We start from the raw sequence: 26,124 nt of genomic DNA, 5'->3' as shown, positions 1-26,124 counted from the left end.
GAGGGGGCCGTATACCGTGGCGGGAGGCGCGTACGTACGGATCGAAGGAGTCCTGCCATGGAGACGTTCGACGGGCTCCCGGTCCGCACGTTCGCCGACCGGAGCGCTCTGGAGGAGTGGCTGGACGCGCATCACGAGGACAGCCCCGGCATCTGGCTGAAGCTGGCCAAGAAGGCGTCGGGCGTCGCCTCCGTGACGACGGACGAGGTGATCGACCTGGAGCTGTGCTTCGGGTGGATCGACGGTCAGCGGCGCCGCCACGACGACACGTACTTCCTGCAGAAGATCACTCCGCGCCGCCCGCGCGGCACCTGGTCGAAGCGGAACATCGACCGGGTGGAGGCACTGATCGCCGCGGGCCGGGTGCGTCCGCGCGGCCTCGCCGAGATCGCGGCGGCGAAGGCGGACGGCCGCTGGGACGCCGCGTACGACCCGCAGGCCGAGGCGAGCGTCCCCGACGACCTCGCGGCCGCGCTGGCCGCCGAACCCCGGGCCGCCCGGACGTACGACGGGCTCGGCAGGACGGACCGGTTCCGGGTGATCCTGCGGCTGCAGACGGCGCGGACGGCGCGGACGGAGCGCACGCGGGCCGCGCGCCTGGAGCGGATGGTCGCGACGCTGGCGGCGGGGGAGAAGGTGCGCTGAGGCCCCGGGGACGACGAAGCCCCCGGGGCGCGATGTGCCCCGGGGGTTCGGGAGTTGCTGCCGCCCGACGGCGTGCGACTGGCGGAACATGCATACGCGCCGCCGGGCGGAATCTGGGGAGAACAGTGGGGATCGGGAGAACAGAGGGGATCGGGGGGCAAAGGAGATCAGGGAGGGACCAGAGGGAGGGGTGCCGGGACCGCGGCGGCACGGGCGACAGCCCCCGGGCGGCGCCTTCTCAGGTCGAAGGCGTGCCGGAAGACCTTCACCACCGCACTGGCTCGCCCGAGCCGCCGCGGTCCTCGTCGTCCCGCCCGCCGTGGGACCACCCCTCATCCGGGTCCACGGTGGTGCGGGTCTCCGCGCGGGGGGACTGACCTCCCGTCAAGTCCCCCGCGCAGCCTTGGGGTTGGTGGCGGACCTCAGTCGTCGCGCAGGGCGCGGACCGCCTCCTCGACGCGCTTGCCGTAGTCGGCGTCGGCGGCGTGGAAGTGGGCGAGGTTCTTCTCGATGACGTCGTCGCGGGAGACCTGCGAGAGACCGCCCGCGATGTTCGCGACCAGGCGGGACTTCTCCTCGGCCGACATCAGCCGGTACAGCTCGCCCGCCTGGTAGAAGTCGTCGTCCTTGGTGTGGGCCGGGGCCTCGTGCGTGCCGGTGTGGCCGCCCACGGCCAGCGGGGCCGACAGGGGCCTGCCGGTCTCGGTGGGGCCGTCGTAGGAGTTCGGCTCGTAGTTCCTGCGGTCGCGGCCGTAGGCGTTGGTGGCCATGAGGCCGTCGCGGCCGTAGTTGTCCGCGACGGTCGCCTTCGGGGCGTTCACGGCGAGCTGGGTGTGGTTGACGCCCAGGCGGTAGCGGTGCGCGTCGGCGTACGCGAACAGGCGGCCCTGGAGCATCTTGTCCGGCGAGGGACCGATGCCCGGCACGAAGTTGTTCGGCGAGAACGCGGACTGCTCGACCTCGGCGAAGACGTTGTCGGGGTTGCGGTCGAGGACCAGGCGGCCCACGCGCCGCAGCGGGTAGTCGCTGTGCGGCCACACCTTGGTGAGGTCGAAGGGGTTGAAGCGGTAGTTCGCCGCGTCGGCCGCCGGCATGATCTGCACGTGCAGGGTCCAGGACGGGTTCACGCCCCGCTCGATGGCCTGGAGCAGGTCCGTCTGGTGGGAGTTGGCGTCCTTGCCGGCGAGTTCCGCGCCCTGCTCGGCGGAGAGGCAGCGGATGCCCTGGTTCGTCTTGAAGTGGTACTTGACGAAGGAGGCCTCGCCCTGGGCGTTCGTCCACTGGTAGGTGTGCGAGCCGTAGCCGTTCATGTGGCGGTACGACGCCGGGATGCCGCGGTCGCCCATCAGCCAGGTCACCTGGTGCGTGGCCTCGGGGGCGTGTGCCCAGAAGTCCCAGACGTTGTCCGGCTCCTGCTTGCCCGTGAACGGGTCGCGCTTCTGCGAGTGGATGAAGTCGGGGAACTTCAGCGGGTCCTTGATGAAGAACACCGGGGTGTTGTTGCCGACGAGGTCGTAGTTCCCCTCCTCGGTGTAGAACTTCACCGCGAAGCCGCGCGGGTCGCGGACCGCGTCCGCGCCGCCGAGGCTGTCGGCCACGGTGGAGAACCGCAGGAAGGTCTCCGTGCGCTTGCCCACCTCGCCGAGGAAGGCGGCGGAGGTGTACGCGGTGACGTCGTCGGTCACCTCGAAGTAGCCGTAGGCGCCCGAGCCGCGGGCGTGCACGACGCGCTCCGGGATCCGCTCGCGGTTGAAGCGGGCGAGCTTCTCCAACAGGTGCTGGTCCTGGAGGAGCAGCGGGCCGCCGACACCGGCGGAAGCGGAGTTCTGGTTGTCGGCGACAGGAGCGCCGGACTCGGTCGTGAGCACACGCTGCGACATGGTGGTGGGTCGGCCTTCCGTGCTGTGGCTGCTGACGTGATGGGGAGCGTAAGGACCCCTGAGCTGCTGCGTCAACAGTTTGTTGAAGTTGATGAGAAGGGTGAGGGTTCCGGGCCGCGGCGGCGTCTGGGCGCGACAGGACAGGTGTCAACGCCACCGCGGCCCGGAAGTCTGGGGTGCTCTACGGCCTGCGGCCCGCGGTCAGAGCCGGGCGCCGGAGAGGCGCTCGACGGAGCGGAGCAGCGCGGAGTGGTCGAGGCCGCCGTCGCCCTGTGCGCGCAAGGAGGCGACGAGCTGGGCGACCACGGCGCCGACGGGCAGGGCCGCGCCGACGTTGCGGGCGGCGTCCGTGACGATGCCCATGTCCTTGTGGTGCAGGTCGATGCGGAAGCCCGGCTTGAAGTCGCGGTTCAGGAAGTTGTCCTTCTTGCGGGTCAGGACGGTCGATCCGGCGAGGCCGCCGCCCAGGACGTCCAGGGCCGCCGTCAGGTCCACGCCCGACTTCTCCAGGAAGACCACGGCCTCGGCGCACGCCTGGATGTTGACGGCGACGATCAGCTGGTTCGCGGCCTTCACCGTCTGGCCGGAGCCGTGCGGGCCGCACAGCACGATGGTCTTGCCGAGCGCGTCGAGGAGCGGCCTGGCCGCGTCGAAGTCGGCCTGCTCGCCGCCGACCATGATGGAGAGCACGGCCTCGATGGCACCGGCCTCGCCGCCGGACACCGGGGCGTCCAGGACGCGGACGCCCTTGTCCTTGGCGGCCTTCGCCAGGTCGACGGAGGTCTGCGGCGTGATCGACGACATGTCGACGAGCAGCGCGCCCGACTTCGCGTTCTCCAGGATGCCGTCCGGGCCGTACGCGATGGCCTCGACCTGCGGCGACGCGGGCACCATCGTGACGATCACGTCGGCGTCCCCGACGGCCTCGGCGATCGACTTCGCGGCGGTGCCGCCCGCCGCGGCGAGGCGGTCCAGCTTGTCCTGCTCCAGCGTGAAGCCGGTGACGGAGTACCCCGCCTTGATCAGGTTCTCGGACATGGGCGATCCCATGATGCCGAGTCCGATCCAGGCGACCTTGGGGAGGTTGCTCATGAGGGTGCCTCTCTAACTGCTTTCGTACGTCGATGGGTTGGCGCTCAGCGCGCTGCGCGGGCCTCGGCGGGCAGCCAGTCGAAGGCCTCGGCGCTCGGGCGGTCGCCCGCCTTGTACTCCAGGCCGACCCACCCCTCGTAACCGGCCTTCTTGAGCTGGTCGAGCAGGTTCTCAAGGGGGAGCGAGCCGGTGCCGGGCGCGCCGCGCCCGGGGTTGTCCGCGATCTGCACGTGCCCGGTCTTGGCGGCGTACCGCTCGATGACCGAGGGCAGGTCCTCGCCGTTCATGGAGAGGTGGTACAGGTCGAGGAGGAACTTGGCGTTGCCGAGGCCGGTCGCCGCGTTCACCTTGTCCACGATCTCGACGGCCTTGGGCGCGCTGACGATCGGGCAGAGCGGCGACTCCACGGCGTTGAGCGCCTCGATCAACAGGATCGCGCCCACGCGAGAGGCCTCACGGGCCGCCAGCACCAGGTTCTCCAGGGCGAGTTCGTCCTGGACCGCCGGGTCGACGCCGTCGACGCGGTTGCCGTACAGGGCGTTCAGCGCCGTGCAGCCGAGCGACTTCGCGAAGTCCGCCGCCACCGCGAGGTTCGCGCGGAACCTCTCGCTCTCCTCGCCGGGGATCGACAGGGCGCCGCGGTCGGGGCCCGGCAGTTGTCCGGCGTAGAAGTTCAGGCCCACCAACCGCACGCCCGCGTCCTCGATCGCCTTCTTCAGGGCGTCCAGCTCGGACCGCTCGGGGGTGGGGGCGTCGACCCAGGGCCACCACAGCTCGACCGCGCCGAAGCCGGCCTTCGCGGCGGCCGCGGGCCGCTCCAGGAGCGGGAGCTCGGTGAAGAGGATCGACAGGTTCACATTGAAGCGCTGGTCGGAGTATCCCATGGGGCTTCCGCGCTCCTTCCGTATTGCGGAAGTTCATTTCTGCTTGATGGAAGGTTGCATCCGATCCGCGGAAGCTGTCAAGGGGCTCCGCCGGAAAAGCCGCCACGGGCCCCGCCGGAAAATCGGGCGGGGTCGCCTGGCGTGCGGGAGGCCGCGTTAAGTTGGCGCCGTGCGATTGAGAGTGGAGTTCACGACCGAGCCCTTCGACCTCGACGAGGCGCCGCCCCACGCCCTGGCCGCCCGCGACGTCATCCAGGGCGCCGACCTCGACGCCGTGGACGTCGGCCCCTTCGGCAACACCGCCGAGGGTGACGTCGACGCGGTCCTGACGGCCGTCGACGCGATGCTGCGCCGGTCCCTGGGCGCCGGTGCCACCCGCGTCTCGCTCCAGGTCAATGTGATCGCGGAGTCCGAGCCGGGGGAGGTCGCCCGGTGACCGCCTTCGGGGACGATCCCTTCGCGGCCGCGGTCAAGCCGCTGGTGGACGCCATGGGCGGGGAGATGGTGCCGCCGGAGCAGGCGGGTCCGGACGATGTGGTGCTCGCCTGGGAGGGCGAGGACGTGCTCGCGGTGCGCCTCCCGCAGCTCGCCGACTCCCTCGACCACATCCTGCTCGCCCTGGAGCGCAAGCGCGGCATGCCCCTCGCGGAGCTCGACCGCAAGGCCAAGCAGGAGGTCGTACGGATACTCGAGGCCCGTGGCGCGTTCTCCGTGCGCCATGGCGTGGAGACCGTGGCGAGTGCGCTCGGGGTCAGCCGCTTCACCGTCTACAACTACCTGAACAGGGAAAACGCCGCGAAGGACAAGTGATTTCCCGTCGCGGGGCGACCCTGTCGTCACGCTGCGCGGCCGAGCCGTCACCCGTATCGCGGGGTGGCGGCTTCTTTGTTCAAATGATTTCAACAAACTGTTGACGGGATGTTGTTGAAGGTCTTAGCTGTTCCGCAGCCCGTCCAGCACATGGCCACGGAGGCACCCCGTGACTTCCCGTACGACACCGGGCCTGGCCCGGTTCAACGCCCTGCCGGAGCCGGCGGCCACCGCCGAGCTCCACGAGGCCTGCGCCTCCTCGGCCTGGGGGAGCGAGCTGCTCGCCCAGCGCCCCTTCACCACCGCCGACGCCCTCTACGCAGCCAGCGACGCCGCCATGGCCGAGCTGACCGCCGACGACCTGGCCGAGGCGATGGCGGGGCACCCGCCCATCGGGCGCCCGAAGCCGGGAGACCCGACCTCGTCCCGCGAGCAGCGGGGCATGGCCGGGGCGTCCGAGGAGCTCAAGGCCGAGATGCTCGACCTCAACCTGGCCTACCAGGACAAGTTCGGCCACGTCTTCCTCATCTGCGCCACCGGCAGGACCGGCGAGCAGATGCGGGACGCGGTCCGGGACCGGATCGGCAACTCGCCCGAGCAGGAGCGGGAGATCGTCCGCGCCGAACTCGGCAAGATCAACCGCATCCGCCTGGCCCGTCTCCTTGAGGAGGACCCCGCATGAGCACCGACACCACCGCATCCGTGTCCACGCACATCCTGGACACCAGCGTCGGCCGCCCCGCCGAGGGGGTCGCCATCACGCTCGCCGCCCGCGGTGGCGACGGCGCGGACTGGGCCGCGCTCGGCGGCTCGGGCACCGACGCGGACGGGCGCTGCAAGGACCTGCCGGCGCTGCCGGTGGGCACCACCCACGTACGGCTCGACTTCGCCGTCGAGGCGTACTTCCTGAGCAAGCAAGCCAAGCAAGCCGAGGCGCAGCAGGACGCCCCCGCGAATCGGGACAGCGGTGCGAGCGGAGTGTTCTTCCCCGAGGTGGCGATCACGTTCGCCGTCGTACCGGGCGAGCACTATCACGTACCGCTGCTGCTCAACCCGTTCGGCTACTCCGTTTACCGAGGGAGCTAGCAGACATGACAGACGATTCCCGCCGGGCCCGCCCTGTGATCCTGGGGCAGAACCAGTACGGCAAGGCCGAGAACCGGGTCGTCAAGATCACGCGGGACGGCGACACCCACCACATCAAGGACCTCAACGTCTCCGTCGCCCTCTCCGGCGACCTGGACGACGTGCACTACAGCGGCTCGAATGCCAACTGCCTGCCGACGGACACCACGAAGAACACCTGCTTCGCGTTCGCCAAGGAACACGGCATCGAGTCCGCCGAGCAGTACGGCATCCACCTCGCGCGGCACTTCGTGGACAGCCAGCCCTCCATCCACCGGGCGCGCATCCGCATCGAGGAGTACGCCTGGGAGCGCATCACCGCCTCCGATTCCCACTCGCGGTTCATAGGCGCCGACGAGGTCAAGCACTCCTTCGTGCGCAAGGGCCAGGAGACGCGGCTCGCCCAGATCACCTACACCGCCGACGGTGACGGGGGAGCGAACTTCGAGATCCTGAGCGGTCTGAAGGACCTGACCGTGATGAACTCCACGAACTCCGAGTTCTGGGGCTACATCAAGGACAAGTACACGACGCTCAAGGAGGACTACGACCGCATCCTCGCCACGTCCCTCTCGACGTGGTGGCGGCACAACTGGACCAGTGACGAGCAGCGCATGCCGAACTGGGAGAAGTCCTACGAGCAGGCCAAGAAGCACATCCTGCAGGCCTTCGTGGAGACCTACTCCCTCTCGCTCCAGCAGACGCTGTACCAGATGGGCACGCGGGTCCTGAACAACCGCGGCGAGATCGACGAGATCCGCTTCTCCGCGCCCAACAAGCACCACTTCCGCCAGGACCTGTCCTTCTGCGGTCTGGACAACGACGCCAAGGACGGCGCGGTCTACTACGCGGCCGACCGGCCCTACGGCCTCATCGAGGCCACCATCCTGCGCGACGGCACCGAGGCGAGGATCCCGGTCGACATGACCAACCTCTGACGCGGGACGCGCGCCCCGGCACCGATGCGCCGGGGCGCGCCACACCGGAGGGAACGACAGCCATGGCACAGCCCGCAATACCTGACGGTGAGTCAACTCCCGTCTGTCAGCCGGTAGATGAGCGTCAGCCGGTGGACGAGTGTCACCCGGTGGACGAGAAGCTCCACCCCTCGCGGCTGGTCCCCGCCGCGCTCCAGCACATCGCCGCCATGTACGCGGGCGTCGTCACCCCTCCGCTCATCATCGGCCAGGCCGTCGGCCTCGACACCGCCGCCCAGACCCGGCTCATCGCGGCCGGCCTGCTCATCGCCGGGCTCGCCACCCTGCTCCAGACCCTCGGCGTCAAAGGCGTGGTGGGCAACCGCCTGCCGTTCGTGAACGCCGCGTCCTCCGCGGGCATCGCCCCGATCCTCGCCATCGCCGAGAACAGCGCGACGGGACACCAACTCCCCGCGATCTACGGCGCGGTGATGGTCGCGGGCGTGTTCTGTCTCGCCGTCGGACCCTTCTTCGGGCGGCTCCTGCGCTTCTTCCCGCCGCTCGTCACCGGCGTCGTCATCACGCTCATCGGTGTGACGCTGATGCCCGTGCCCGTCACCTGGGCGCAGGGCGGCGACAAGGAGGCCGCCGACTTCGGCGACATGCGCTTCCTGGCGCTCGCCGCCTTCACGCTCGTGGTGATCCTGCTCTTCCAGCGCTTCGCCCGCGGCTTCCTCAAGCAAGTCGCCCTGCTCATGGGCCTGTTCATCGGCACGCTCGCCGCGATCCCGTTCGGGATGGCCGACTTCGCCGCCCTGAAGTCCGCGCCGGTCGCCGCCGTGCCCGAGCCGTTCGCCTTCGGCGCCCCCGAGTTCCAGCCCGCCGCGATCCTCTCCCTGTGCATCGTGATGCTCGTCCTGATGACGGAGTCCAGCGCCGGGATGCTCGCCCTCGGCGAGATCTGCGAGCGCGGGACGGACGGCAGGACCATCACCCGGGGCCTGCGCACCGACGGCATCGCCACCCTGGTCGGCCCCGTCTTCGGCGGCTTCCCGACCTCCGCCTTCGCGCAGAACGTCGGCGTCGTCTCCCTGACCCGGGTCCGCAGCCGCTACGTCGTCGCCGTCGCGGGCGGTGCGCTCATCGTGCTCGGCACCTTCCCGGCGCTAGGCGCGGTCGTCAGCCTCGTACCGATGCCGGTGCTCGGCGGCGCGGGCATCGTCCTCTTCGGGTCCATCGCGGTCAGCGGCATCCGTGCGCTCTCCGAGGCGGGCCTGGACGACAGCTCCAACATCATCCTGGTGGCCGTGTCGCTCGGAGCGGGCATCATCCCGCTCGCCGCGCCCACCTTCTACGCGGACTTCCCCGCGTGGGCCCAGACCGTCCTCGGCTCCGGCATCAGCGCGGGCGCGCTCACCGCGGTCTCGCTCAACCTGTTCTTCCACCACCTCGGCACCCGTGGCACCGCGCAGAACGCGGCCACGGCACTCAAATCTCCCTAGGGTCATGCCGTGCCCTCATCGCCACTCCCACGAGAAGGAAGCACCATGGCAGCATCGGCAACCCCCGGCGGCGCCGTCGAGCGCATCGTCATCGAGAACTGCGCCATCGCGACCGTGGACGCCGACGACACCGAGTACGCCTCGGGGTACGTGGTCGTCGCGGGCAACACGATCGAGTCGATCGGCGCGGGGAAGGCCCCCGAGGGCCTGGAGAACGTCGTACGCCGTGTGGACGGCACCGGCCACCTGGCCACCCCCGGCCTGGTCAACACGCACCACCACTTCTACCAGTGGATCACCCGGGGCCTCGCCACCGACCACAACCTGTTCAACTGGCTGGTGGCGCTGTACCCGACGTGGGCCCGCATCGACGAGGACATGGTCCGCGCCGCCGCGCAGGGCTCCCTCGGCATGATGGCCCGCGGCGGCGTCACCACCGCCATGGACCACCACTACGTCTACCCCAAGGGCTCCGGCGACCTGTCCGGCGCCATCATCGGGGCGGCCCGCGAGATGGGCGTGCGCTTCACCCTGGCGCGCGGCTCCATGGACCGCAGCGAGAAGGACGGCGGCCTGCCGCCGGACTTCGCCGTCGAGACCCTCGAAGGCGCGCTCGCCGCCACCGAGGAGACGGTCAACAAGCACCACGACGCCTCCTTCGGCGCCATGACGCAGGTGGCCGTCGCCCCCTGCTCGCCGTTCTCCGTCTCCACCGAACTCATGAAGCAGGGAGCCGAGTTGGCGCGCCGCCTCGGCGTACGTCTGCACACCCACGGCAGCGAGACGGTCGAGGAGGAGAAGTTCTGCCACGAGTTGTTCGGCCTGGGCCCGACCGACTACTTCGCGTCCACCGGCTGGCTCGGTGAGGACGTGTGGATGGCGCACTGCGTCCACATGAACGACTCCGACATCGAGGCGTTCGCGCGCACCGGCACCGGCGTCGCCCACTGCCCCTCCTCCAACGCCCGCCTCGCCGCCGGCATCGCCCGCGTACCCGACATGCTCGCCGCGGGCGTCCCCGTCGGCCTCGGCGTGGACGGCACCGCGTCCAACGAGTCCGGCGAACTGCACACCGAACTGCGCAACGCGCTCCTCATCAACCGCCTGGGCGCCCACAAGGAAGCCGCCCTGAACGCCCGTCAGGCCCTGCGCCTCGGGACGTACGGCGGTGCCCAGGTCCTCGGCCGGGCGAGCCAGATCGGCTCCCTGGAAGCGGGCAAGCTCGCCGACCTGGTCCTGTGGAAGATCGACGGCATCGGACACTCCTCGATCGCCGACCCGGTCACCGCCATCGTCTTCGGCGCGGCCGCGCCGGTGACCCTCTCCCTCGTGAACGGCGAGCCGGTCGTCGAGAACGGACGACTGCTCCACGCCGACGAGGACGCCATCGCCCGCGTCACGCGGGACGAGGCGCAGCGACTCGCGCGCATCGCCGCGGGGAGCTGACCCCTGGATCTCCGGTCGGGGGGGACGGCCCCCGACCGGACTCGAGCAGCCGAGCGGGCTGCTCGAGTGCCGCCCCGGAACGTGGCCCAAAGCTTCACGTTGCCGGGGCGGTCAGTACTGCCTGGGCGCTTCAACAACCGCATATCGAGCAAGTCCTTGCATCACGCACCACCTCCCAGAAGCGCGTGCCGGTCCGCAGCCGGCACAGGAAAACAAACGGAGGAGCCGCAGTGGCGACCAAGCCCAGGTTCACCAAGCAAGGCACCACCCCACAGCCCGAAGGGACCCCACGCCCCGACGGCACGACAGCCGACGTGCACCCCGTCGACGAGAAGCTGCCCGCGCTGAAGATGGCCACCACCGGCCTGCAGCACGTCGCCGCCATGTACGCGGGCGTCGTCGCGCCGCCGCTCATCGTGGGCGCCGCCGTCGGCCTCTCGGCGAAGGAACTCACCTTCCTCACCGGCGCCTGTCTGTTCACCGCAGGACTCGCGACCTTCCTCCAGACGCTCGGCATCTGGAAGATCGGCGCCCGCCTGCCCTTCGTCAACGGCGTCACCTTCGCCGGTGTCGCACCCATGCTCGCGGTCGTCGACTCCACCAAGGACAAGGACGACGCGCTGCCGATCATCTTCGGCGCGGTGATCGTCGCGGGCCTGCTCGGCTTCATAGCCGCGCCGTTCTTCTCGAAGATGGTCCGCTTCTTCCCGCCGGTGGTGACGGGTACGGTCATCACCCTCATCGGCATCTCCCTGATGCCGGTTGCCTTCGGCTGGATGCAGGGCCCGAACCCGGCGGCCGACGACTACGGCTCGACCAAGTTCCTCTCCCTCGCGGGCGTCACCCTCGTGATCGTCCTTCTGCTCCGTCGCTTCACGCGCGGCTTCGTCAAGCAGATCGCGGTGCTGCTCGGCCTCGTGATCGGCACGCTCGTCGCGATCCCCTTCGACGTCACGGACTTCGGGCCGGTCGCCGACGCGGACGTGGTCGGCTTCCCGACGCCGTTCCACTTCGGCGCCCCGCAGTTCGCCGCCGCCGCGATCGTCTCGCTCTGTGTCGTCATGGTCGTCTCCATGACCGAGTCGACGGCCGACATGCTCGCCCTCGGTGAGATCGTGGACCGCCCCGCCGACGAGAAGACCATCGCCGCGGGCCTGCGGGCCGACACCCTCGGCTCCGCCGTCAGCCCGCTCTTCAACGGCTTCATGTGCAGCGCCTTCGCGCAGAACATCGGCCTCGTCGCGATGACGAAGATCCGCAGCCGGTACGTCGTCGCGACCGGCGGCGGCTTCCTCGTCCTGATGGGCCTGTGCCCGATGGCCGCCTCGCTGATCGCGGTCGTGCCCCGTCCGGTGCTCGGCGGCGCGGGCGTCGTCCTGTTCGGCTCGGTCGCCGCGAGCGGCATCCAGACCCTCGTCAAGGCGGGCCTGGAGAAGGACAACAACGTCCTGATCGTCGCCGTCTCCCTCGCGGTGGGCCTGATCCCCATCTCCGCGCCGGAGTTCTACCACGCGTTCCCGGAGACCGCGAAGATCATCCTGGACTCCGGCATCTCCACCGGCTGCGTCGCCGCGGTCGTCCTGAACCTGCTGTTCAACCACACCGGCAAGGGCAGCGAGGACGACGAGGTCACCGCGCCCATGGAGCCCGGCGGGGAGATCGCCGAACAGCGCACACACTCCTCGTCCGCGGGGTCCTCCGCCGCCGGGGTGCACTGACGAAGCGCCGTGGCGCCCGCGGCACGCGCTCAGGCGTGCGTGCCGCGGGCACCGCACCCGACAGGACGTCAGCGGCACAGCTCCGTCGAGGTCACCGCCCCGCCCGCGTCGGTGGCGGCTAGCCGCCGATGTGGAAGGAATCGCCGTAGACCTTCCAGTCGAGCGGCGGGTTCAGGTTCAGGTTCTTCTTGTTGAGGAACACGCGCTGCGCGGTGTCCACGCGGCTGGTGTCCTCGTGGGCAGCCTCCTGCTTCATCGCCCAGACCCGGGCGTCGAGGAACGCGTGCAGGTACTTGATCTCGTCGCCGCCCTGCGCCGGGGGCTTGGCCTTGGTGAGGGCGCGCTTGCGTATGTTGCTGAAGCTGGTGCTGTCGCCGCCGTCGCCGTGCATGACGATCGCGTCGTAGTAGGCGAACTGGCCGAGCGCGCCGATGCCGTCGGCCTTGCCCTGCTTGACCGCAGGGTTGAAGTAGACCCGGTCGCGCTCGTCGTTCTGGGCCTTCTGGAACGCGGAGTCCTGCGCGGCCTTCTTCCAGTCCTTGGTGAAGTTCGGGTCCAGGCCCTCGTGCGAGTCGCTGCCGTCGACCTCGCGCAGCGCGGGCAGGTACTTCGCCAGGACGTTGCCGGGCTTGCGCTGGGTGTACAGCTCGACGAGGTCGAGCATGTCGCCGGTGCCGGAACAGAAGCCGATGATGCCCGCCGTGTAGCCGCGGCCGTCGTCGATGTCCTCGATGTAGCCGTACTGCGCCTTCCAGTCGAGCGAGGAGTTCTCCGCGCTGGAGACCAGCTTCATCGCGATCTCCTTCTTCGCCGGGTCGTCGAGCCCGGCGGCGGCGGAGACCGAGGGAGCGGCGCTCGCGGGCGCCGGGGCCGGGGCGGCGCCCGCGGTCTGGGTCAGGGCCAGGGAACCGGCGACCAGGGTGGCGCCGACCAGGCCGATCACGGCACGTCGCGTGGTGCGCCGGTGGGGGGAGCGGTGAGCGTGCAACGGGTCCTCCAGGTGGGGGAGTTCAGCGTTCCGCTGTTCTGTTAGGAAGGTTTCCTACCAGAGTTTGAAGGTGACGTATACCCGTCAAGCGAGAGTCGTCGGAGGTGTGGCGCCCTCCCGGGCCCGCGACCCGCGCCCCGGACGCCCCACGGGCCGCGCGACTTCGCCCATACATGGCCGGTCATCGACCTAGCCGCTGCTCACCCTGGTCCGTACTATCCCAGCACCCTCAGCCTCCGCTCATCGCTCGCGGGCCGCTCGTGGCCCCCGTGCGAGGGCTGAGTCAGTTCCTCCCAGCACGGCTACATCCCCCACCTCACGGCGCCGCGCCCTGCGCGCGTGCCGCCGTGGGCCGAAGCAAGAATGGGAGAACCATGTCCGTTGCACTGCTCGCCGGGGGCGCACTCGCCGCCCTGATCGGCGCGGGTCTGCCCGCGCAGGATCCGTCGGGTTTCTCCGACCCGCCGCCGGACAAGATCGTGATCGACGTCGCTACCGTGAACGGCTCGGGCTGCCCCAGAGGGACCGCCGCCGTCGCCGTCTCCGAGGACAACACGGCCTTCACCGTCACCTACAGCGACTACCTCGCCCAAGCGGGCGGCAATTCCGCCCCCACGGCGTTCCGCAAGAACTGCCAGCTCAGCCTGGTCGTTCACGTCCCCCACGGCTTCACCTACGCGATCGCGAGCGCCGACTACCGCGGCTTCGCGGCACTGGAGAGGGGCGCCAAGGGCACCGAGAAGGCGTCGTACTACTTCCAGGGTTCCCCGGACACGGGAACCAAGACGCACTCCTTCAACGGCCCGGTCGCCGACAACTGGCAGGCCACCGACGAGACCGAGGTCACCCAGCTGGTGTGGGCGCCCTGCGGCAAACAGCGCAACTTCAACATCAACACCGAGCTGCGCGTCGACCTCGGCACCTCGGACCGCACCAAGACCAGCTTCATGACGATGGACTCCACCGACGGGGACATCAGCACCATCTACCGCGTGAAGTGGAAGGAGTGCCCCTGATCGCGCCCGGGTGAGGCACTGACCAGTTCCTGGTGAGGGGGTCGCGCCCGCGGCGGAATGCTGCTTCCGTCCGTCCGCGGGCGCGGCGACTCACTCGGAACCGGCGAGCGCGGCGCGCACCTGCTTCGCGATCGCGTACGTGTCCCCGGTGGGGCGGACCGCGAGCCGGCCCGGCTGCCGGGTCCAGCGGTCCTCCAGCGCGAACCAGTCGATGTCCTTGGGCGCGCGGCCCTCGTCGAGCGCGGCGCGCAGCTCTCCGAAGTACGTCTTCCAGCGCAGCCGGTACAACCCGCCGACCAGGCCCGCCCACTCCCGGTTGGCGTAGTCCCTCAGGCCCGCGTCGGCCCCGGCGCGGGTGCCCCACACGGTCAGCAACGACAGCTGGTCGTAGGCGAGTCGGTCCCGTTCGCGGGCGTCGGCGCCCCAGCCCCTGGCGTCGGCGAGCGCGCGGCCGAGCAGATGCCGGGCGTCGGTGGCCACCAGCCGGTCGAGGAGGTCGATCAGGCCGAGCCAGGCGCGGGTCAGCTCGTCGAAGCGGGCGGTGTCCCGCCGGTCGTACGCGTCCTTGACGCGCGGCAGCAGCACCCGGCTGCGGTTGGAAAGGGCCTGCCGGGCCACGTCGAGCAGATCACGGCGGTACGCGGACGACCCGCGCAACTCCCTGCGCACCGCGAGCAGTTCATCGAGTGCGGGCTCGAAGTCCGCCGCCTCGTACCGCAGTGCCTTCGGTGACCAGGAGGCCGCCGACGTCACCGTGAGCCCGGGGCGCGCGCCGAACAGGCCGTCGGCGCCCTCGGCCCATTTGTCGGCCCGTGTGGTGCCGTAGGCGGTGCGGCGCAGCACGTCCCAGGCGGCCCGCGCGTGCGGATCGGCTGCTCCGTAGCGCGCCACCGACCACGCGTCGAACCACGCCTTGAGGTCCAAGTCGCCATCCAGCCAAGGCAGTTCGGAGAACAGAGCGAACGCGGCCGGGTTGTTGTCGGCGGCCTCCGGCATCAACGCGATGCCGCGCAGGGCGCTGCCGTCCTCGGTGCGCCACTTCTCGTACAGCTCCGCCCAGTCCGGCGTGTTCGCGCCGAGGACCGTGTGCCCGCCGAAGTTCCAGATCGAGCCGAAGGCGTACGGCGTGGAGCCCCAGTCGGACTCGCGGTCGGTGACCGTGGGGAAGCGGTCGGAGAGGCCGTCGACGACGAGCATGCGGGACTTGTCGACGGCGTCCGTGAGGGCCTTCGGCGGATTGTGCTGCCAGCCCAGGATCACCCAGAGCGCGTCCGGGTGGGCTCTGCGCAGCGCCTTCTCGACGCTCTTCGCGGCCTCGCCGACCGGCACGTCACCGGGCTTGCCGCCCTCGTGCAGCAGATCCATCTTGTACATCGTCGAAGGACCGAACAGCTCGTCCTGCACCCGGTAGAACGCGGCGGCCACGCGCGCGAACGCGTCGGTGCGCGGGTCCAGCCAGTCGGGCCGCGCGAATCCCACCCAGTCGCCCTGCGGAACGGTCCGGGCCCCCGGGTTGCGGCCCTCGAAACCGGGCGGGACGGTGCCGAAGTAGCCGGGAAGCACGGGCGTCATGCCCAGCTCACGGGCCCGGTCGGCGATGCGGCGGCCGAGGCGGGCGCGCTTGGCGAGCAACTGCCGTGACACGGGGTGCGGGAAGGACGACATGTTCTGCAGCAGCCACCACGGCTGGTGCGCGGGGCCCGGCACCCAGGCCCGCAGCTCCTCGTCGTCGTACCCGAACTCCTGAAACATCCGGTGATAGACGGCGTCGGCCCCGGCGTACACCAGGACTTCGTTGTAGCCGTGCAGGGCGAGTACGTCTAGTTCGTGCTCCCAGTAGGTCCAGTCGGCGTAGGCGTTCACGTAGCCGTCGTTGGTGTCGTTGAGCACGAAGCGGTGCGGGACGTCGGCGCGCCGGGTGACGGGGGCGCCCGGGGCGGGGAGCGTCGCGGGCAGGTCGAGCTGGTCGCCCGCCCAGGTGATCGAGGCGTGCGCGGTGTGCTGCAAGTAGTGCCGCAGGCCGGTGAGTTGGACGCCGGCGGTGGGTCCCGACACGACGATGTGGCCGCGCTTTCCGGACACCCGGAAGACGTCGTCGTCGCTCGCGACCGTCTTGAACGTGACCTGTTCCCAGTGGTCGGGGAGCAGCCGCCGTGCGGCCGCGGTGGCCGCCGCGGCGGGCCCGGACCCGCTGCGCGTACGGACCGACGTGCCGGGTGCCGGGCCGCCCGCGCCCCGTGACGAGGCGGGCGAACAGGCCACGGCGGCACCGGCCGTGCCGGCGAACGCGGTCAGGACGGTGCGGCGGCGGGGCGGGTGCGGCATACGGGGCTCCGGGGGTCGGGGCGGGCGGAGAGTACCGAGGTGACTCTTGCCCGGCCCTGCCCCGTCGCGTAACCCTCGGGCGGGAGGTTGCGCTGTCCTTCACTGTCCGGTCGGACGCCGTTCAGGCCGCACGCCTTGGGACGGGGACGCCGTTCAGGCCGCGGGCTGGGTCCGTCGGAAGTAGTCGTTGCCACTGCCGTCCGGCCAGGCGAACGTGAGTTGCCCGCCGTTGAGCCGGGCCGTCCCGGCCGCCGACTCGCCCATGCAGGTCGCCCGGATCACCATGGCCGAGGTGATGGTGCCGGGGCAGGACTTGCCGCCGGACGCCATGTTCATCGAGGTGCCGTTGATCGTCAGGACGATCAGCCGCCCGCCGCTGCCGCGCCGCACGTGGTACCAGGTGCCCTGCACGGACCGCGGCCCGGAGGCGGGGCGCGTGGTCTTCGTCGGGGGGACGGCGGGGGCGCTGGCGCGGGGCCTGGTGGGGGCGGCCGCGGCGGTGGGGGTGCCGGGGCGCGTCGGCGTGGCGGTCGCCTTCTTCGTACGACTGGGGGTGGGGGACGCGGTCTTCTCGGCGCCGCCCTTCTTATCGCCCTTGTCGTTCTTGTCGTTCTTGTCGTGCGTGGAGTTCTCGCCGTCGGTCTTCCCGGCCTCCTCCACGGACGCCGTGGAACCCGACGCGCCCTTGCCGCTCTTCTTGCCGTCACCTCCGCATCCGGTCAGAGCGAGGGAGAGCGCGGCGGCGACGCAGGTGGCAACGGCAGGTATTCGGCGCACGGAGAAGTCCTGAATTCCGGGTCTGGTGGGGGGACTTGGAGGAGCCTGCCACACGCCTGAGCGCGAGATCCAGGGCCGCCAAACATGTTCCTGGGATCAGTTCGACTGCACCATGGACCACCAGGATTCATCGGATCAACGAGTGCCGTACGCCCCAACTGATCCCCAGGAAGGTCTCGTTCCTCGCATTGACATCGGATGTATCTGCTCCTACGTTCCCCAGCGTTCCGTCAACGAACAGGAGCCCGCACATGCGTAGAAGAGTCCCCGCGCTCGCCCTGCTCCTCACCGCGGCCCTCTCGGCCACGGCCCTCCCGACGGCCGGCGCCGCGCCCGCGCCCCGCGCCCCCGCCCCGCCCGCCGGCCCCGCCGCGGGCCCCGGAACCGACCACGCCGCCGACGACCCCTTCACCGCCGACCGCACCAACTGGTTCCGCCAGGACCGCTTCGGCATGTTCATCCACTTCGGCGCGTACTCGAACCTGGAGGGCGAGTACAAGCGCCCCGACGGCACGCTCTGCCGCAACGCCGAGTGGATCCAGCGCCAGTGCAAGATCCCCAAGGACGCGTACGAGAAGCAGGCCAAGGCCTTCGACCCCGCGGACTTCGACGCGAAGGCGGTGGTGAGGGCGGCCAAGGACGCCGGGATGAAGTACATCGTCATCACGTCCAAGCACCACGAGGGCTACGCGATGTGGCCGACGAAGGTCAACTCCTGGAATCTGCGGGACCATTCGTCGTTCGACAAGAACCGCGACATCCTCGCGGAGCTGAAGGAGGCCTCCGACGGGGCGGGCATCAAGCTCGGCTTCTACTACTCGATCTGGGACTGGCACGACCCGGACTTCCCCGGCCCGGCGACCTTCCCGAAGTACGAGAAGCGCATGTACGCCCAGCTCAAGGAGCTGGTGGACACCTATGACCCGGCGCTGCTCTGGTTCGACGGCGAGTGGGACACCGAGGACCCGCACAACCCGTGGACCGCGAAGGACGGCGAGCGCCTGGAGTCCTACCTGCGCGGTCTGAACCCGGACCTCGTCATCAACAACCGGGTCGGCAAGCGCCGTGTCACGGACGGCGACTACGGCACCCCCGAGCAGGAGATCCCCGACGCCCCGGTGGACGGCCAGCTGTGGGAGTCCTGCATGACGCTGAACGACAACTGGGGCTTCGCCCGCTACGACCAGAACTGGAAGTCGGGCACGAGCCTCGTCCACAACCTGCTCGCCACCACGTCCCGCAGCGGCAACTACCTCCTGAACGTCGGCCCCGACGCGCGCGGCCGCATCCCGCAGCCGTCCGTCGACCGCCTCAGGGAGATGGGCACCTGGCTGCGCACGGCGGGCCAGGGCGAGGCGGTGCACGGAGCGCGCTACGGCGGCCTGGTCGAGGAGCCGAAGTGGGGCGCGGTGAGCCGCAAGGGCAACAAGCTGTACGCGGCGGTCACGCGGTGGCCCGGGGCGGGCAAGCCCCTGCACCTGACCGCGCGCACCGACTTCGAGGTCACGTCGGCCCGCGTGCTCGGCAGCTCTCAGCAGGTCACCGTCACCAAGTCCGGCGACGGCTTCGACCTGACCCCCTCCGGCGCCGCGACGAACCCGACCGCAACCGTGATCGAACTGACCGTGGACCCCGGCCGCACGGCCCGCCCCGGCAAGGGCAGGGGCCTCAAGCAGGAGGTCTTCGACAACCCGGAGCTGTCCGGCGCCCCGAAGATCACCCGCACCGACCCGACGGTCAACCACGCCTGGAAGTTCGGGGGTTCACCGGCCGCGTCCATCCCCTCCGATCGCTTCGGCGTCCGCTGGACCGGCTCGGTCGAGCCGCGCCGCACGGAGACGTACACCCTCACGACGGTCTCCGACGACGTGGTGCGCGTCTGGATCGACGGGAAGCTCGTCATCGACTCCTGGAACCCGCACGAGCCGAAGATCGACAAGGCCCAGGTCCCGCTGACGGCAGGCAAGCGCCACAGCGTCCGCGTCGACTACGCGGAGAACACCGGCGAGGCGCACATGAAGCTGCTGTGGTCGAGCCCTGGCCAGCCCCAGCAGGTCGTTCCCAGCACACAGCTGTTCACGCGGTAGAACGTTCGTTTTGGAGCTGTTCAGAGATGCGCGAGGGTGCTGTCCACGGTGGCCAGGAGAGCCTTCCGGTCGTCCTGGACCCGGCTCAGCACGCGCAGGCCGTAGTACGTGCTCTGCACCAGGCGGGCCAGGGTGCGGGCGTCGCGTCCGGGGGCGATCTCCCCTGCGGCCTGGCCCGTGCCCACGACCGCGCACAGCTCGTCCTCGACCCGGTCGAAGCAGCGCCGCACGGCGCTCTTGACGTCCGGGTCGAGGGCGGCGACCTCGACAGCGGCGTTCATGGCGAAGCAGCCGCGCCGCCCCTCGGCGTCGTCGAGGTCGCTGTCGAGGGAGTGCAGCATCATGGCGCGCAGCCGCTCCTTCGCGGAGCCGGGCTCGTTCAGGCGCGCGACCTGCTCGGCGGTGACCGTCTCGTAGTACCGCTCAAGGGCGCGCAGATACAGTTCGCGCTTGCCGCCGAAGGTGTTGTAGAGGCTCGACGGACCGAGGCCCGTGCTGTCGCACAGGTCGCGGGTGGAGGTGCCCTCGTACCCGTGGCGCCAGAAGGTCTCCATTGCGGCGGTGATGACGCGGTCCTCGTCGAACTGTCGTGGCCTGGCCATGGGCCGGAGCCTAACGGTTTTGGAATACCTTTTCAAAACCGGCGGGGTCGGCCGGGGTGACCAGGGGCGTCCTCCCCTGTGCGGCCCGTGCCGTCGCCCGCTCAAGCCGTCCCGCCCACAGCGCCCCCACGCACCCGAGCACCGCGAGCCCCGCCCCGACCCAGGCCACCGACGTGTACCCGTACCCGGCGTCGATGGTGAGCCCGCCGAGCATCGGGGCGAGTGTGTTGCCGACGTTGAACGCGGCGGTGTTGGTCGCGCCGACGAGGGTGGGCGCGTCCGGCGCGAGGGTGAACACCCGTGACTGGAGGGGCGGGTTGGTGACGTACCCCGCCGTGCCGAGCAGGAAGACGAGGACGAGCACGACGGCGATGGCGGTGTGCGCGGTGAGCGCGAGCGCGGCCGAGATCACGGCGAGCCCGCCGAGCCCCCACCCGAGCGTGCCGACGGCGTGCGCCTGCGCGGTGCGGCTGCCGATGAGCAGGCCGAGCATGCCGCCCGCCCCGAACAGCGCGAGCACGGCGGGTACCCAGCCCTCGCTCAGTCCGCTCTCGTCGGTGAGGAGGGAGGCGAGGTAGGAGAAGGTGACGATGACCGCGCCGAAGGCGAAGCCGGTGATGGCGTACGACAGCCACAGCTGCGGCCGCCTCATGCCCCGCAACTCGGCGCGCACGGACGGCGCCTCGCGCGAGCCCCGGCCGCCCGGCACGGCGAACATGGTCGCGGCCAGGCTGACGGCGGTCGCCGCGGCCACCGCCCAGAAGGCGGCGCGCCAGCTCGCGGACTGGCTGAGGACGGTCCCCGCGGGGACGCCGACGATGGTCGCGAGCGTCAGGCCGCCCGCGACGAGGCCGACCGCCTTGCTCTTGGCCTCGCTCGGGACGAGCGCCACGGCCGTGGCGACGGCCACGCCCCAGAACCCCGCGTACGCGAGCGCGCTGACGATCCGGGTCGCGAACAGCACGCCGTACCCCGGCGCGAGCGCGCCCACGACGTGCCCCGCGATGAACACGGCCTGAAGCAGCACGAGCGCCGTGCGGCGCGGCCACCGCAACGTCGCCACCGCGAGCAGCGGTGCCCCGACGACCATGCCGATCGCGAACGCCGAGATGAGCAGTCCGGCGTCCGGTATGGAAACACCCAGGTCGTCGGACATTCCGGGGAGCAGCCCCGACAGCATGAACTCCGATGTGCCCTGGGTGAAGATGCCGAGCGCCAACACGTAGACCGCGAGCGGCATGGAGGTCCCTCCTTGGTGGTGACTGGTGACTGGTGAGTGCGGCGGGGTGTGACGGGCCCGATGGGGGCCTGGTGGAAGCGCGTTGGGGGGTGCGACTCGTTTTGAATCACTCGCTTCAAAACGTCGACCGCACGGACCCTAGCATGTTCTGAATCGAGTGCTTCAAAACGAGTCGGGCCCCGTGACGAGCACCCCGGACTTCGCGACAATGCCCACGCTCGTCCGAGCGCGCATCCCCGCCCCCACAGGAGACCCCATGAGACTCCGGCTGATCATCGCCCAGTTACTGTGCGCGGCCCTCGCGGCCCTCGGCCTGCTCGCCGCCCCCACGGCCACCGCCGCCCCCGCCCAGACGGCGGTCCGCGGCGGCGACGTCCTGTACTCCGCGAGCGGCCGCTGCGCGGTCGCCTTCAACGTCACCAGCGGCACGCGCTTCCACGGAATCATGGGCGGCCACTGCGGCACCGTCGGCACCCAGTGGTACGCCGACCCTCGCCTCACCGTCCCGGTCGGCGTCACCGAAACCGTCGTCTTCCCCCGCAGCAGCTACGCCCTCGTGCGGTACACCAACACCGGCCTGGCCTACCCCAGCGAGATCAAGGCGGGGAGCCAGATCATCCGCGTCAACCGCGCCCCGCAGCCCGTCGTCGGCCAGCGGATCTGCCGTACCGGACCCACGACCGGCCTGCACTGCGGGACCGTCCAGTCCCTGAACGCCACGGTCACCTTCCCCGAGGGCGCCGTGTACGGCCTCATCCGCACGAACGTCTGCGCCGAGCCCGGCGACGCGGGTGGCCCCGGCTTCGCCGGTGACGCGGCGCTCGGCATCGTCGTGGGCGGCAGCGGCAACTGCGCGTCCGGCGGCACGACGTTCTTCCAGCCGCTCCCGCCGATCCTCAGCGCGCACGGCCTCCGGGTCGGGTACGCGCGTACGTGAGGAAGTCCCCCAGACGGCCGGGTCGTCGCCGCTGCCGGGCTGCGGCTGGACGCGGCCGACCTCGCGGAACCGGCGGCCGACCGACCGGCGGTCGGCTGACGGCCCCGTACGCGTCGGGCCCCTCAGAGGCCGAGCACCCGCGGGTCCGACGCCAGCGCCCTGAAGTACTCCTTCGGGTCCTCCACCATCCTGCGCTCCTTGAGGTCGAGCAGGCCGCCGAGAGCGGAGACCGTCGCGGCCACCTGCCCGTCCGCCCGCACGACGGTCTGCTCGATCCGGAACGTCTTCCGCTCACCCCACACGAACTGGCAGGTCACCTCGACCTCGTCGCCCGCCCGCAGCTCGCTCCGATACCGCACCGTGTTCTCCAGGGCGACCGGGCCGACCCCCTTCCCGAGGAGGTCGCGCTGCTCGATACCGGCCGCCCGCAGTGCCGACCAGCGCGCGTGCTCCGCGTACTGCAAGTACACGGACTGATTGAGGTGCCCCTGCGAGTCGGTCTCGTACCCACGGACGCTGATGTCCACGGAGAACGGCTTGGACGACGAATCCGTACTGGTCCCGGGCAATGGCTGCGACACGGCTTCCCCTTCACCTCTCACCTTCGACTGGCCTTCGGCTCAACTTCGACGGATGCAACAACAAGTCATCAGGTTGAACACCAACACCTTCCCGACGTACGGCATTCCGGCCACCGCCGAAACTCATCCCCTCCGGGGCGACACCAGCACATACCGCCCCGCCGCCCCGGCCGCTCCCGGCGCCCCCCGCTCGCTGTGCTCGCTGACCTGCCAGCCCGCGCGCTCCAGGGCCGTGGCACAGGCCCGGACGCCCTCCGGTGTCGGTTCGCGCACCGCCACCGCGTCCGGCTGCGGGGTCGCCGTGACGCGGTAGCCCTCGCGGTCCGGGCCCGCGGGCGTGCGGCCCGCTGCCTCCAGGGCTATCGCGGCCGCCTGCACCAGGTGGGTGCGTTCCCAGGCGCAGGGGCGGTCGCGGTCGGCGTCCGGGTTGGTCATGCGGCGCATCTCGACGAGGCCGAGCCAGGCGCCGCGCACCTCGCGCTGCCGGGCGGGGCCGTCCTCCACGCCCCTTGCCTCCTCCGTGCCCGTGCGGGCGGCGAAGACGCCGGGGACCCGCTCCACCGGGGCCGTCTCCGGGGCGGCCCGCTCGGGTTCCTCCCTGACGCGGTGGCCCGCCGGGGTCAGGAAGTACGCGTGTGGGGGGCGGGGGTGGCGGAAGGCCAGCTGTAGCCGTACGAGGGCGGTCAGCTGGGCCTCTGTGCCGGTCAGGCGGCCGGTGACCGGGTCGGCCGCCGCGATGACGCGGCGCTGTGCGGCTGTGGTCGGCCTGGCCATGGGGGCACCACCTCGTCTCCGGATCGCCCAGGGGGTCCTGGTCCCGATAGTGCCTCGTGCCACTGACAGCGGCCCTGCGGGGCTCTCCCCAATCCCGCCCCTTCCCGAAACCGGGGCTCCGCCCCTGGACCCCGGGGGTGGGGGTCCAGGGGCGGGTGGGACAGTCCGCCGCCGAATCGGCGCTTCGCGCCTCGTCCTCAATCGCCGGACGGGCTTAGACGTTGCCGGAGCGGGCTGGGAATGTGCGGCTGCATCTCAGCCCCTCCGGCGTTTGAGGAGCGGGGTCTGGGGCGGAGCCCCAGGTTCGGGAAGGGGCGGGGTCGGGGAGCCCCCGGCAGGGCCCCACCCCTTCAGGGCCGCACGTTCCACGTGGCCAGGACCGGGCGGCCGTGTTCGTAGCTGAGGCGGCTCACCGTGCCGGTGGCCAGTTGGAAGCGGGCGCCCGCCGCAGGGGGGAAGCCGAGGCGGCGGGCGGTGAGGGCGCGGAGGAAGTGGCCGTGGGCGAAGAGGACGACGCTGCCCTCCGTGTTGGCGAGGGCCGCGTCGACCTTGGCGAGCATCCGGTCGGCCCGCTCACCGACCTGCTCGGGGGTCTCGCCGGGGTGCTCGGCGGGCCCGGGCGCGACCCCGTCGGTGAAGAGGAACCAGTCGGGCCGGGTGCGGTGGATCTCGACGGTGGTGACGCCTTCGTACGCGCCGTAGTCCCACTCGGAGAGGTCGGGATCCACGCGCGCGTGACCGAACCCCGCGAGCTCGGCCGTCTCACGCGCGCGCACGCGCGGGCTCGTGAAGGCCGCGTCAACGCGGTACTTGCCGAGGAGCGGCGCGACGGCCCGAGCCTGGGCGCGTCCGTTTTCGGTGAGAGGGATCTCCGACCAGCTGGTGTGCTGCCCCGACAGGGACCATTCGGTCTCGCCGTGACGTACGAGGAGAAGATCACCCATGGCGTTGACGGTCCTGTTCTTGTCGGCGAATTGTCAGCCCAGCGTATGTATACAAAGCGCGGACGCATGGGGGTACCCGCCTTGGGATAGCGATGTGCCCAGGCCATCCCCCATTGAAGTCGAAGGGTGTTCATCGTGCATCCGGCTCAGAAGTTCGGCGACAACCCTGTCGAAGTACGAGAAACCGGCCACTACACCGAGGAGTATGTGCCCAGCTTCGTGGAGAAATGGGACTCGCTCATAGATTGGGAGAGGAGGGCGCAGAGCGAAGGAGACTTCTTCATCGATCTGCTGCGCAAACGCGGTGTGAAGAGCGTGCTGGACGTCGCGACCGGCACCGGCTTCCACTCCGTGCAACTGCTGGCCGCCGGGTTCGAGACGGTCAGCGCGGACGGCAGCGCGGAGATGCTGTCGGCGGCCTTCTCCAACGGCATGAAGGACGGCCATGTGATGCGGGTCGTCCAGGCGGACTGGCGCTGGCTCAACCGCGACGTGCACGGGGCGTACGACGCCATCGTCTGCCTCGGCAACTCCTTCACCCACCTGTTCTCGGAACGCGACCGCCGCAGGGCGCTCGCCGAGTTCTACGCGATGCTCAAGCACGACGGCATCCTCGTCCTCGACCAGCGCAACTACGACGCGATCCTCGACGACGGCTACACCAGCAAGCACACGTACTACTACTGCGGCGAAGACGTCTCCGTGGAGCCCGAGTACGTCGACGAGGGCCTCGTGCGGATGCGGTACAGCTTCCCGGACGACTCCGTGTACCACCTCAACATGTTCCCGCTGCGCAAGGACTACACCCGGCGGCTCATGTCGGAGGTGGGGTTCCAGAACATCGAGACGTACGGGGACTTCCAGCACACCTACCGGGGCGAGCAGCCCGACTTCTTCGTGCACGTCGCGGAGAAGGAGTACCGCGCGGACGACGAGCAGGACGAGCGGTACAGCGGCGCGGTCGGCGTCGCCCGCAGCTACTACAACTCCACCGACGCGGACAACTTCTACGCCCGCGTCTGGGGCGGCGAGGACATCCACATCGGCCTGTACGACCACTCCGGCGAGCCCATCGCCGACGCCAGCCGCCGCACCGTCGAGCGGATGGCGGCGAAGCTCGGCCTCACCGAGCAGTCCGTGGTCCTCGACCTGGGCTCCGGCTACGGCGGCTCCGCGCGGTACCTGGCGTCGACGTACGGCTGCCGCGTGCTCGCCCTCAACCTCAGCGAGGTGGAGAACCAGCGCCACAAGGAACTCAACGCGGCCCGCTCGCTGTCCGGCCTGATCGAGGTCGTCGACGGGTCCTTCGAGGACATCCCCTACCCGGACGACCAGGTCGACGTGGTGTGGTCGCAGGACGCCTTCCTGCACAGCGGCAACCGCGTCCGGGTCCTTGAGGAGATATCCCGGGTCCTGCGGCCCGGCGGGCAGCTCATCTTCACCGACCCGATGGCCGTCGACAACTGTCCACCGGGAGTGCTGCAGCCGATCCTCGACCGCATCCACCTCGACGACATGGGCTCACCCGGCTTCTACGCGCGAGAGCTGGCCCGGCTCGGGTTCGTCGCCTCGCCGGGCGGGTTCGAGGAGCACCGCGAGCAACTGGTGACGCACTACGCGCGCGTCCTTGAGGAGACCGAGCGCCAGGAGGCGGAAGGACTGGCCGGCCAGGTCAGCCACGACTACCTCACGCAGATGAAGATCGGCCTCGCCCGCTGGGTCGCCGCAGGCCGCGACGGGCACATCACCTGGGGCATCCTGCACTTCAGGAACGGTGCGAACGGTGCGTAGGTTCCGGCTCCTGTAGTACGTGCGACTCCTGTGGCTCCGGCTG

Annotated in this window: 24 protein-coding genes; 13 read left to right on the top strand and 11 right to left on the bottom strand. The window is 70.5% G+C overall.

Annotated features, from left to right (window positions below):
* The first annotated feature begins 57 nt into the window (after window positions 1-57).
* A complete protein-coding gene (locus ACZ6BG_RS37005; RefSeq protein ID WP_469010185.1) occupies window positions 58-645 on the top strand; it encodes a YdeI/OmpD-associated family protein in 588 nt (195 codons plus the stop codon).
* A 422-nt stretch (window positions 646-1,067) separates the two neighbouring features.
* Here the strand turns inward: ACZ6BG_RS37005 and ACZ6BG_RS37000 are convergent, their stop codons facing one another.
* The 3 genes from ACZ6BG_RS37000 to ACZ6BG_RS36990 all read right to left on the bottom strand — a co-directional run bounded on the left by ACZ6BG_RS37000 (window position 1,068) and on the right by ACZ6BG_RS36990 (window position 4,501).
* Window positions 1,068-2,525, bottom strand: coding sequence for a catalase (locus ACZ6BG_RS37000; protein WP_469010184.1), 1,458 nt, complete (start codon window positions 2,523-2,525; stop codon window positions 1,068-1,070).
* 201 nt (window positions 2,526-2,726) lie between these two features.
* Window positions 2,727-3,617 (bottom strand): 2-hydroxy-3-oxopropionate reductase, encoded by an 891-nt coding sequence (locus ACZ6BG_RS36995; RefSeq protein ID WP_469010182.1) that lies wholly within the window; start codon window positions 3,615-3,617, stop codon window positions 2,727-2,729.
* Window positions 3,618-3,661: 44 nt separating this feature from the next.
* Window positions 3,662-4,501 carry a TIM barrel protein gene (locus ACZ6BG_RS36990; RefSeq protein ID WP_469010180.1) on the bottom strand — a complete coding sequence of 280 codons (840 nt, stop codon included), beginning with the start codon at window positions 4,499-4,501 and terminating at the stop codon, window positions 3,662-3,664.
* A gap of 169 nt (window positions 4,502-4,670) precedes the next feature.
* On the opposite strand from ACZ6BG_RS36990, the gene ACZ6BG_RS36985 reads away from it, so the two are divergent.
* From ACZ6BG_RS36985 to ACZ6BG_RS36950, 8 genes are all read left to right on the top strand, one after another.
* Entirely contained in the window at window positions 4,671-4,937 is a 267-nt protein-coding gene (locus tag ACZ6BG_RS36985; protein WP_469010176.1) for a hypothetical protein, read from the top strand.
* Window positions 4,934-5,311 (top strand): helix-turn-helix domain-containing protein, encoded by a 378-nt coding sequence (locus tag ACZ6BG_RS36980; protein ID WP_469010173.1) that lies wholly within the window; start codon window positions 4,934-4,936, stop codon window positions 5,309-5,311. The genes ACZ6BG_RS36985 and ACZ6BG_RS36980 overlap by 4 nt, the downstream gene beginning before the upstream one ends.
* Window positions 5,312-5,480: 169 nt before the next feature.
* On the top strand, window positions 5,481-5,993 hold the full coding sequence (gene uraD, locus ACZ6BG_RS36975) for a 2-oxo-4-hydroxy-4-carboxy-5-ureidoimidazoline decarboxylase (RefSeq protein ID WP_469010169.1): 513 nt from the start codon (window positions 5,481-5,483) through the stop codon (window positions 5,991-5,993).
* Window positions 5,990-6,397: a hydroxyisourate hydrolase gene (gene uraH / locus ACZ6BG_RS36970; RefSeq protein ID WP_469010167.1), complete on the top strand. Its 408-nt coding sequence runs from the start codon at window positions 5,990-5,992 to the stop codon at window positions 6,395-6,397. The genes uraD and uraH overlap by 4 nt, the downstream gene beginning before the upstream one ends.
* A gap of 5 nt (window positions 6,398-6,402) precedes the next feature.
* A complete protein-coding gene (gene pucL, locus ACZ6BG_RS36965) occupies window positions 6,403-7,374 on the top strand; it encodes a factor-independent urate hydroxylase (protein ID WP_469010164.1) in 972 nt (323 codons plus the stop codon).
* A gap of 62 nt (window positions 7,375-7,436) precedes the next feature.
* The gene (locus tag ACZ6BG_RS36960) at window positions 7,437-8,855 is read left to right on the top strand and encodes a nucleobase:cation symporter-2 family protein (protein WP_469010162.1); all 1,419 of its coding nucleotides are present in this window, start codon (window positions 7,437-7,439) and stop codon (window positions 8,853-8,855) included.
* 45 nt (window positions 8,856-8,900) lie between these two features.
* Window positions 8,901-10,301 carry an 8-oxoguanine deaminase gene (locus tag ACZ6BG_RS36955; RefSeq protein WP_469010159.1) on the top strand — a complete coding sequence of 467 codons (1,401 nt, stop codon included), beginning with the start codon at window positions 8,901-8,903 and terminating at the stop codon, window positions 10,299-10,301.
* Window positions 10,302-10,531: 230 nt separating this feature from the next.
* Entirely contained in the window at window positions 10,532-12,019 is a 1,488-nt protein-coding gene (locus ACZ6BG_RS36950; protein WP_469010157.1) for a nucleobase:cation symporter-2 family protein, read from the top strand.
* 118 nt (window positions 12,020-12,137) lie between these two features.
* On the opposite strand, the gene ACZ6BG_RS36945 is transcribed toward ACZ6BG_RS36950, so the two are convergent.
* Window positions 12,138-13,007 (bottom strand): chitosanase, encoded by an 870-nt coding sequence (locus tag ACZ6BG_RS36945; protein WP_469010155.1) that lies wholly within the window; start codon window positions 13,005-13,007, stop codon window positions 12,138-12,140.
* Window positions 13,008-13,381: 374 nt separating this feature from the next.
* On the opposite strand from ACZ6BG_RS36945, the gene ACZ6BG_RS36940 reads away from it, so the two are divergent.
* Window positions 13,382-14,023 (top strand): DUF4360 domain-containing protein, encoded by a 642-nt coding sequence (locus ACZ6BG_RS36940; protein ID WP_469010153.1) that lies wholly within the window; start codon window positions 13,382-13,384, stop codon window positions 14,021-14,023.
* A 90-nt stretch (window positions 14,024-14,113) separates the two neighbouring features.
* Here the strand turns inward: ACZ6BG_RS36940 and ACZ6BG_RS36935 are convergent, their stop codons facing one another.
* Window positions 14,114-16,348, bottom strand: coding sequence for an alpha-N-acetylglucosaminidase (locus ACZ6BG_RS36935; RefSeq protein WP_469010151.1), 2,235 nt, complete (start codon window positions 16,346-16,348; stop codon window positions 14,114-14,116).
* A 153-nt stretch (window positions 16,349-16,501) separates the two neighbouring features.
* Window positions 16,502-17,125: a hypothetical protein gene (locus ACZ6BG_RS36930; RefSeq protein WP_469010149.1), complete on the bottom strand. Its 624-nt coding sequence runs from the start codon at window positions 17,123-17,125 to the stop codon at window positions 16,502-16,504.
* Between the two features lie 251 nt (window positions 17,126-17,376).
* Here ACZ6BG_RS36930 and ACZ6BG_RS36925 point away from each other — a divergent pair, with 251 nt between their 5' ends.
* The gene (locus ACZ6BG_RS36925) at window positions 17,377-19,212 is read left to right on the top strand and encodes an alpha-L-fucosidase (protein WP_469010147.1); all 1,836 of its coding nucleotides are present in this window, start codon (window positions 17,377-17,379) and stop codon (window positions 19,210-19,212) included.
* Between the two features lie 20 nt (window positions 19,213-19,232).
* On the opposite strand, the gene ACZ6BG_RS36920 is transcribed toward ACZ6BG_RS36925, so the two are convergent.
* Window positions 19,233-19,814 carry a TetR/AcrR family transcriptional regulator gene (locus ACZ6BG_RS36920; protein ID WP_469010145.1) on the bottom strand — a complete coding sequence of 194 codons (582 nt, stop codon included), beginning with the start codon at window positions 19,812-19,814 and terminating at the stop codon, window positions 19,233-19,235.
* 10 nt (window positions 19,815-19,824) lie between these two features.
* Window positions 19,825-21,054: a Cmx/CmrA family chloramphenicol efflux MFS transporter gene (locus ACZ6BG_RS36915; RefSeq protein ID WP_469010143.1), complete on the bottom strand. Its 1,230-nt coding sequence runs from the start codon at window positions 21,052-21,054 to the stop codon at window positions 19,825-19,827.
* 256 nt (window positions 21,055-21,310) lie between these two features.
* Here ACZ6BG_RS36915 and ACZ6BG_RS36910 point away from each other — a divergent pair, with 256 nt between their 5' ends.
* The gene (locus tag ACZ6BG_RS36910) at window positions 21,311-21,991 is read left to right on the top strand and encodes a S1 family peptidase (protein WP_469010140.1); all 681 of its coding nucleotides are present in this window, start codon (window positions 21,311-21,313) and stop codon (window positions 21,989-21,991) included.
* A gap of 122 nt (window positions 21,992-22,113) precedes the next feature.
* Here ACZ6BG_RS36910 and ACZ6BG_RS36905 read toward each other — a convergent pair whose 3' ends face one another.
* The 3 genes from ACZ6BG_RS36905 to ACZ6BG_RS36895 all read right to left on the bottom strand — a co-directional run bounded on the left by ACZ6BG_RS36905 (window position 22,114) and on the right by ACZ6BG_RS36895 (window position 24,290).
* Window positions 22,114-22,572 carry an acyl-CoA thioesterase gene (locus tag ACZ6BG_RS36905; protein ID WP_469010139.1) on the bottom strand — a complete coding sequence of 153 codons (459 nt, stop codon included), beginning with the start codon at window positions 22,570-22,572 and terminating at the stop codon, window positions 22,114-22,116.
* Between the two features lie 123 nt (window positions 22,573-22,695).
* Window positions 22,696-23,346: a hypothetical protein gene (locus ACZ6BG_RS36900; RefSeq protein ID WP_469010136.1), complete on the bottom strand. Its 651-nt coding sequence runs from the start codon at window positions 23,344-23,346 to the stop codon at window positions 22,696-22,698.
* Window positions 23,347-23,696: 350 nt separating this feature from the next.
* Entirely contained in the window at window positions 23,697-24,290 is a 594-nt protein-coding gene (locus ACZ6BG_RS36895) for a histidine phosphatase family protein (protein WP_469010133.1), read from the bottom strand.
* Window positions 24,291-24,425: 135 nt separating this feature from the next.
* Here ACZ6BG_RS36895 and ACZ6BG_RS36890 point away from each other — a divergent pair, with 135 nt between their 5' ends.
* Window positions 24,426-26,081, top strand: coding sequence for a glycine/sarcosine N-methyltransferase (locus ACZ6BG_RS36890; protein ID WP_469010130.1), 1,656 nt, complete (start codon window positions 24,426-24,428; stop codon window positions 26,079-26,081).
* Window positions 26,082-26,124: the final 43 nt, after the last annotated feature.

The organism is Streptomyces sp. NPDC041205 (assembly GCF_055591765.1).
This window is presented reverse-complemented; position numbering and strand designations above follow the sequence as displayed.

What these genes read in the sequence shown, in the direction of transcription:
- ACZ6BG_RS36895 (WP_469010133.1), bottom strand. Translation starts at nt 24,290, where the DNA reads ATGGGTGATCTTCTCCTCGTACGTCACGGCGAGACCGAATGGTCCCTG.
- ACZ6BG_RS36920 (WP_469010145.1), bottom strand. Translation starts at nt 19,814, where the DNA reads ATGGCCAGGCCACGACAGTTCGACGAGGACCGCGTCATCACCGCCGCA.
- ACZ6BG_RS36925 (WP_469010147.1), top strand. Translation starts at nt 17,377, where the DNA reads ATGCGTAGAAGAGTCCCCGCGCTCGCCCTGCTCCTCACCGCGGCCCTC.
- ACZ6BG_RS36990 (WP_469010180.1), bottom strand. Translation starts at nt 4,501, where the DNA reads ATGGGATACTCCGACCAGCGCTTCAATGTGAACCTGTCGATCCTCTTC.
- ACZ6BG_RS36935 (WP_469010151.1), bottom strand. Translation starts at nt 16,348, where the DNA reads ATGCCGCACCCGCCCCGCCGCCGCACCGTCCTGACCGCGTTCGCCGGC.
- ACZ6BG_RS37000 (WP_469010184.1), bottom strand. Translation starts at nt 2,525, where the DNA reads ATGTCGCAGCGTGTGCTCACGACCGAGTCCGGCGCTCCTGTCGCCGAC.
- ACZ6BG_RS36955 (WP_469010159.1), top strand. Translation starts at nt 8,901, where the DNA reads ATGGCAGCATCGGCAACCCCCGGCGGCGCCGTCGAGCGCATCGTCATC.
- pucL (WP_469010164.1), top strand. Translation starts at nt 6,403, where the DNA reads ATGACAGACGATTCCCGCCGGGCCCGCCCTGTGATCCTGGGGCAGAAC.
- ACZ6BG_RS37005 (WP_469010185.1), top strand. Translation starts at nt 58, where the DNA reads ATGGAGACGTTCGACGGGCTCCCGGTCCGCACGTTCGCCGACCGGAGC.
- ACZ6BG_RS36995 (WP_469010182.1), bottom strand. Translation starts at nt 3,617, where the DNA reads ATGAGCAACCTCCCCAAGGTCGCCTGGATCGGACTCGGCATCATGGGA.
- ACZ6BG_RS36915 (WP_469010143.1), bottom strand. Translation starts at nt 21,054, where the DNA reads ATGCCGCTCGCGGTCTACGTGTTGGCGCTCGGCATCTTCACCCAGGGC.
- uraH (WP_469010167.1), top strand. Translation starts at nt 5,990, where the DNA reads ATGAGCACCGACACCACCGCATCCGTGTCCACGCACATCCTGGACACC.
- ACZ6BG_RS36940 (WP_469010153.1), top strand. Translation starts at nt 13,382, where the DNA reads ATGTCCGTTGCACTGCTCGCCGGGGGCGCACTCGCCGCCCTGATCGGC.
- ACZ6BG_RS36960 (WP_469010162.1), top strand. Translation starts at nt 7,437, where the DNA reads ATGGCACAGCCCGCAATACCTGACGGTGAGTCAACTCCCGTCTGTCAG.
- ACZ6BG_RS36900 (WP_469010136.1), bottom strand. Translation starts at nt 23,346, where the DNA reads ATGGCCAGGCCGACCACAGCCGCACAGCGCCGCGTCATCGCGGCGGCC.
- ACZ6BG_RS36910 (WP_469010140.1), top strand. Translation starts at nt 21,311, where the DNA reads ATGAGACTCCGGCTGATCATCGCCCAGTTACTGTGCGCGGCCCTCGCG.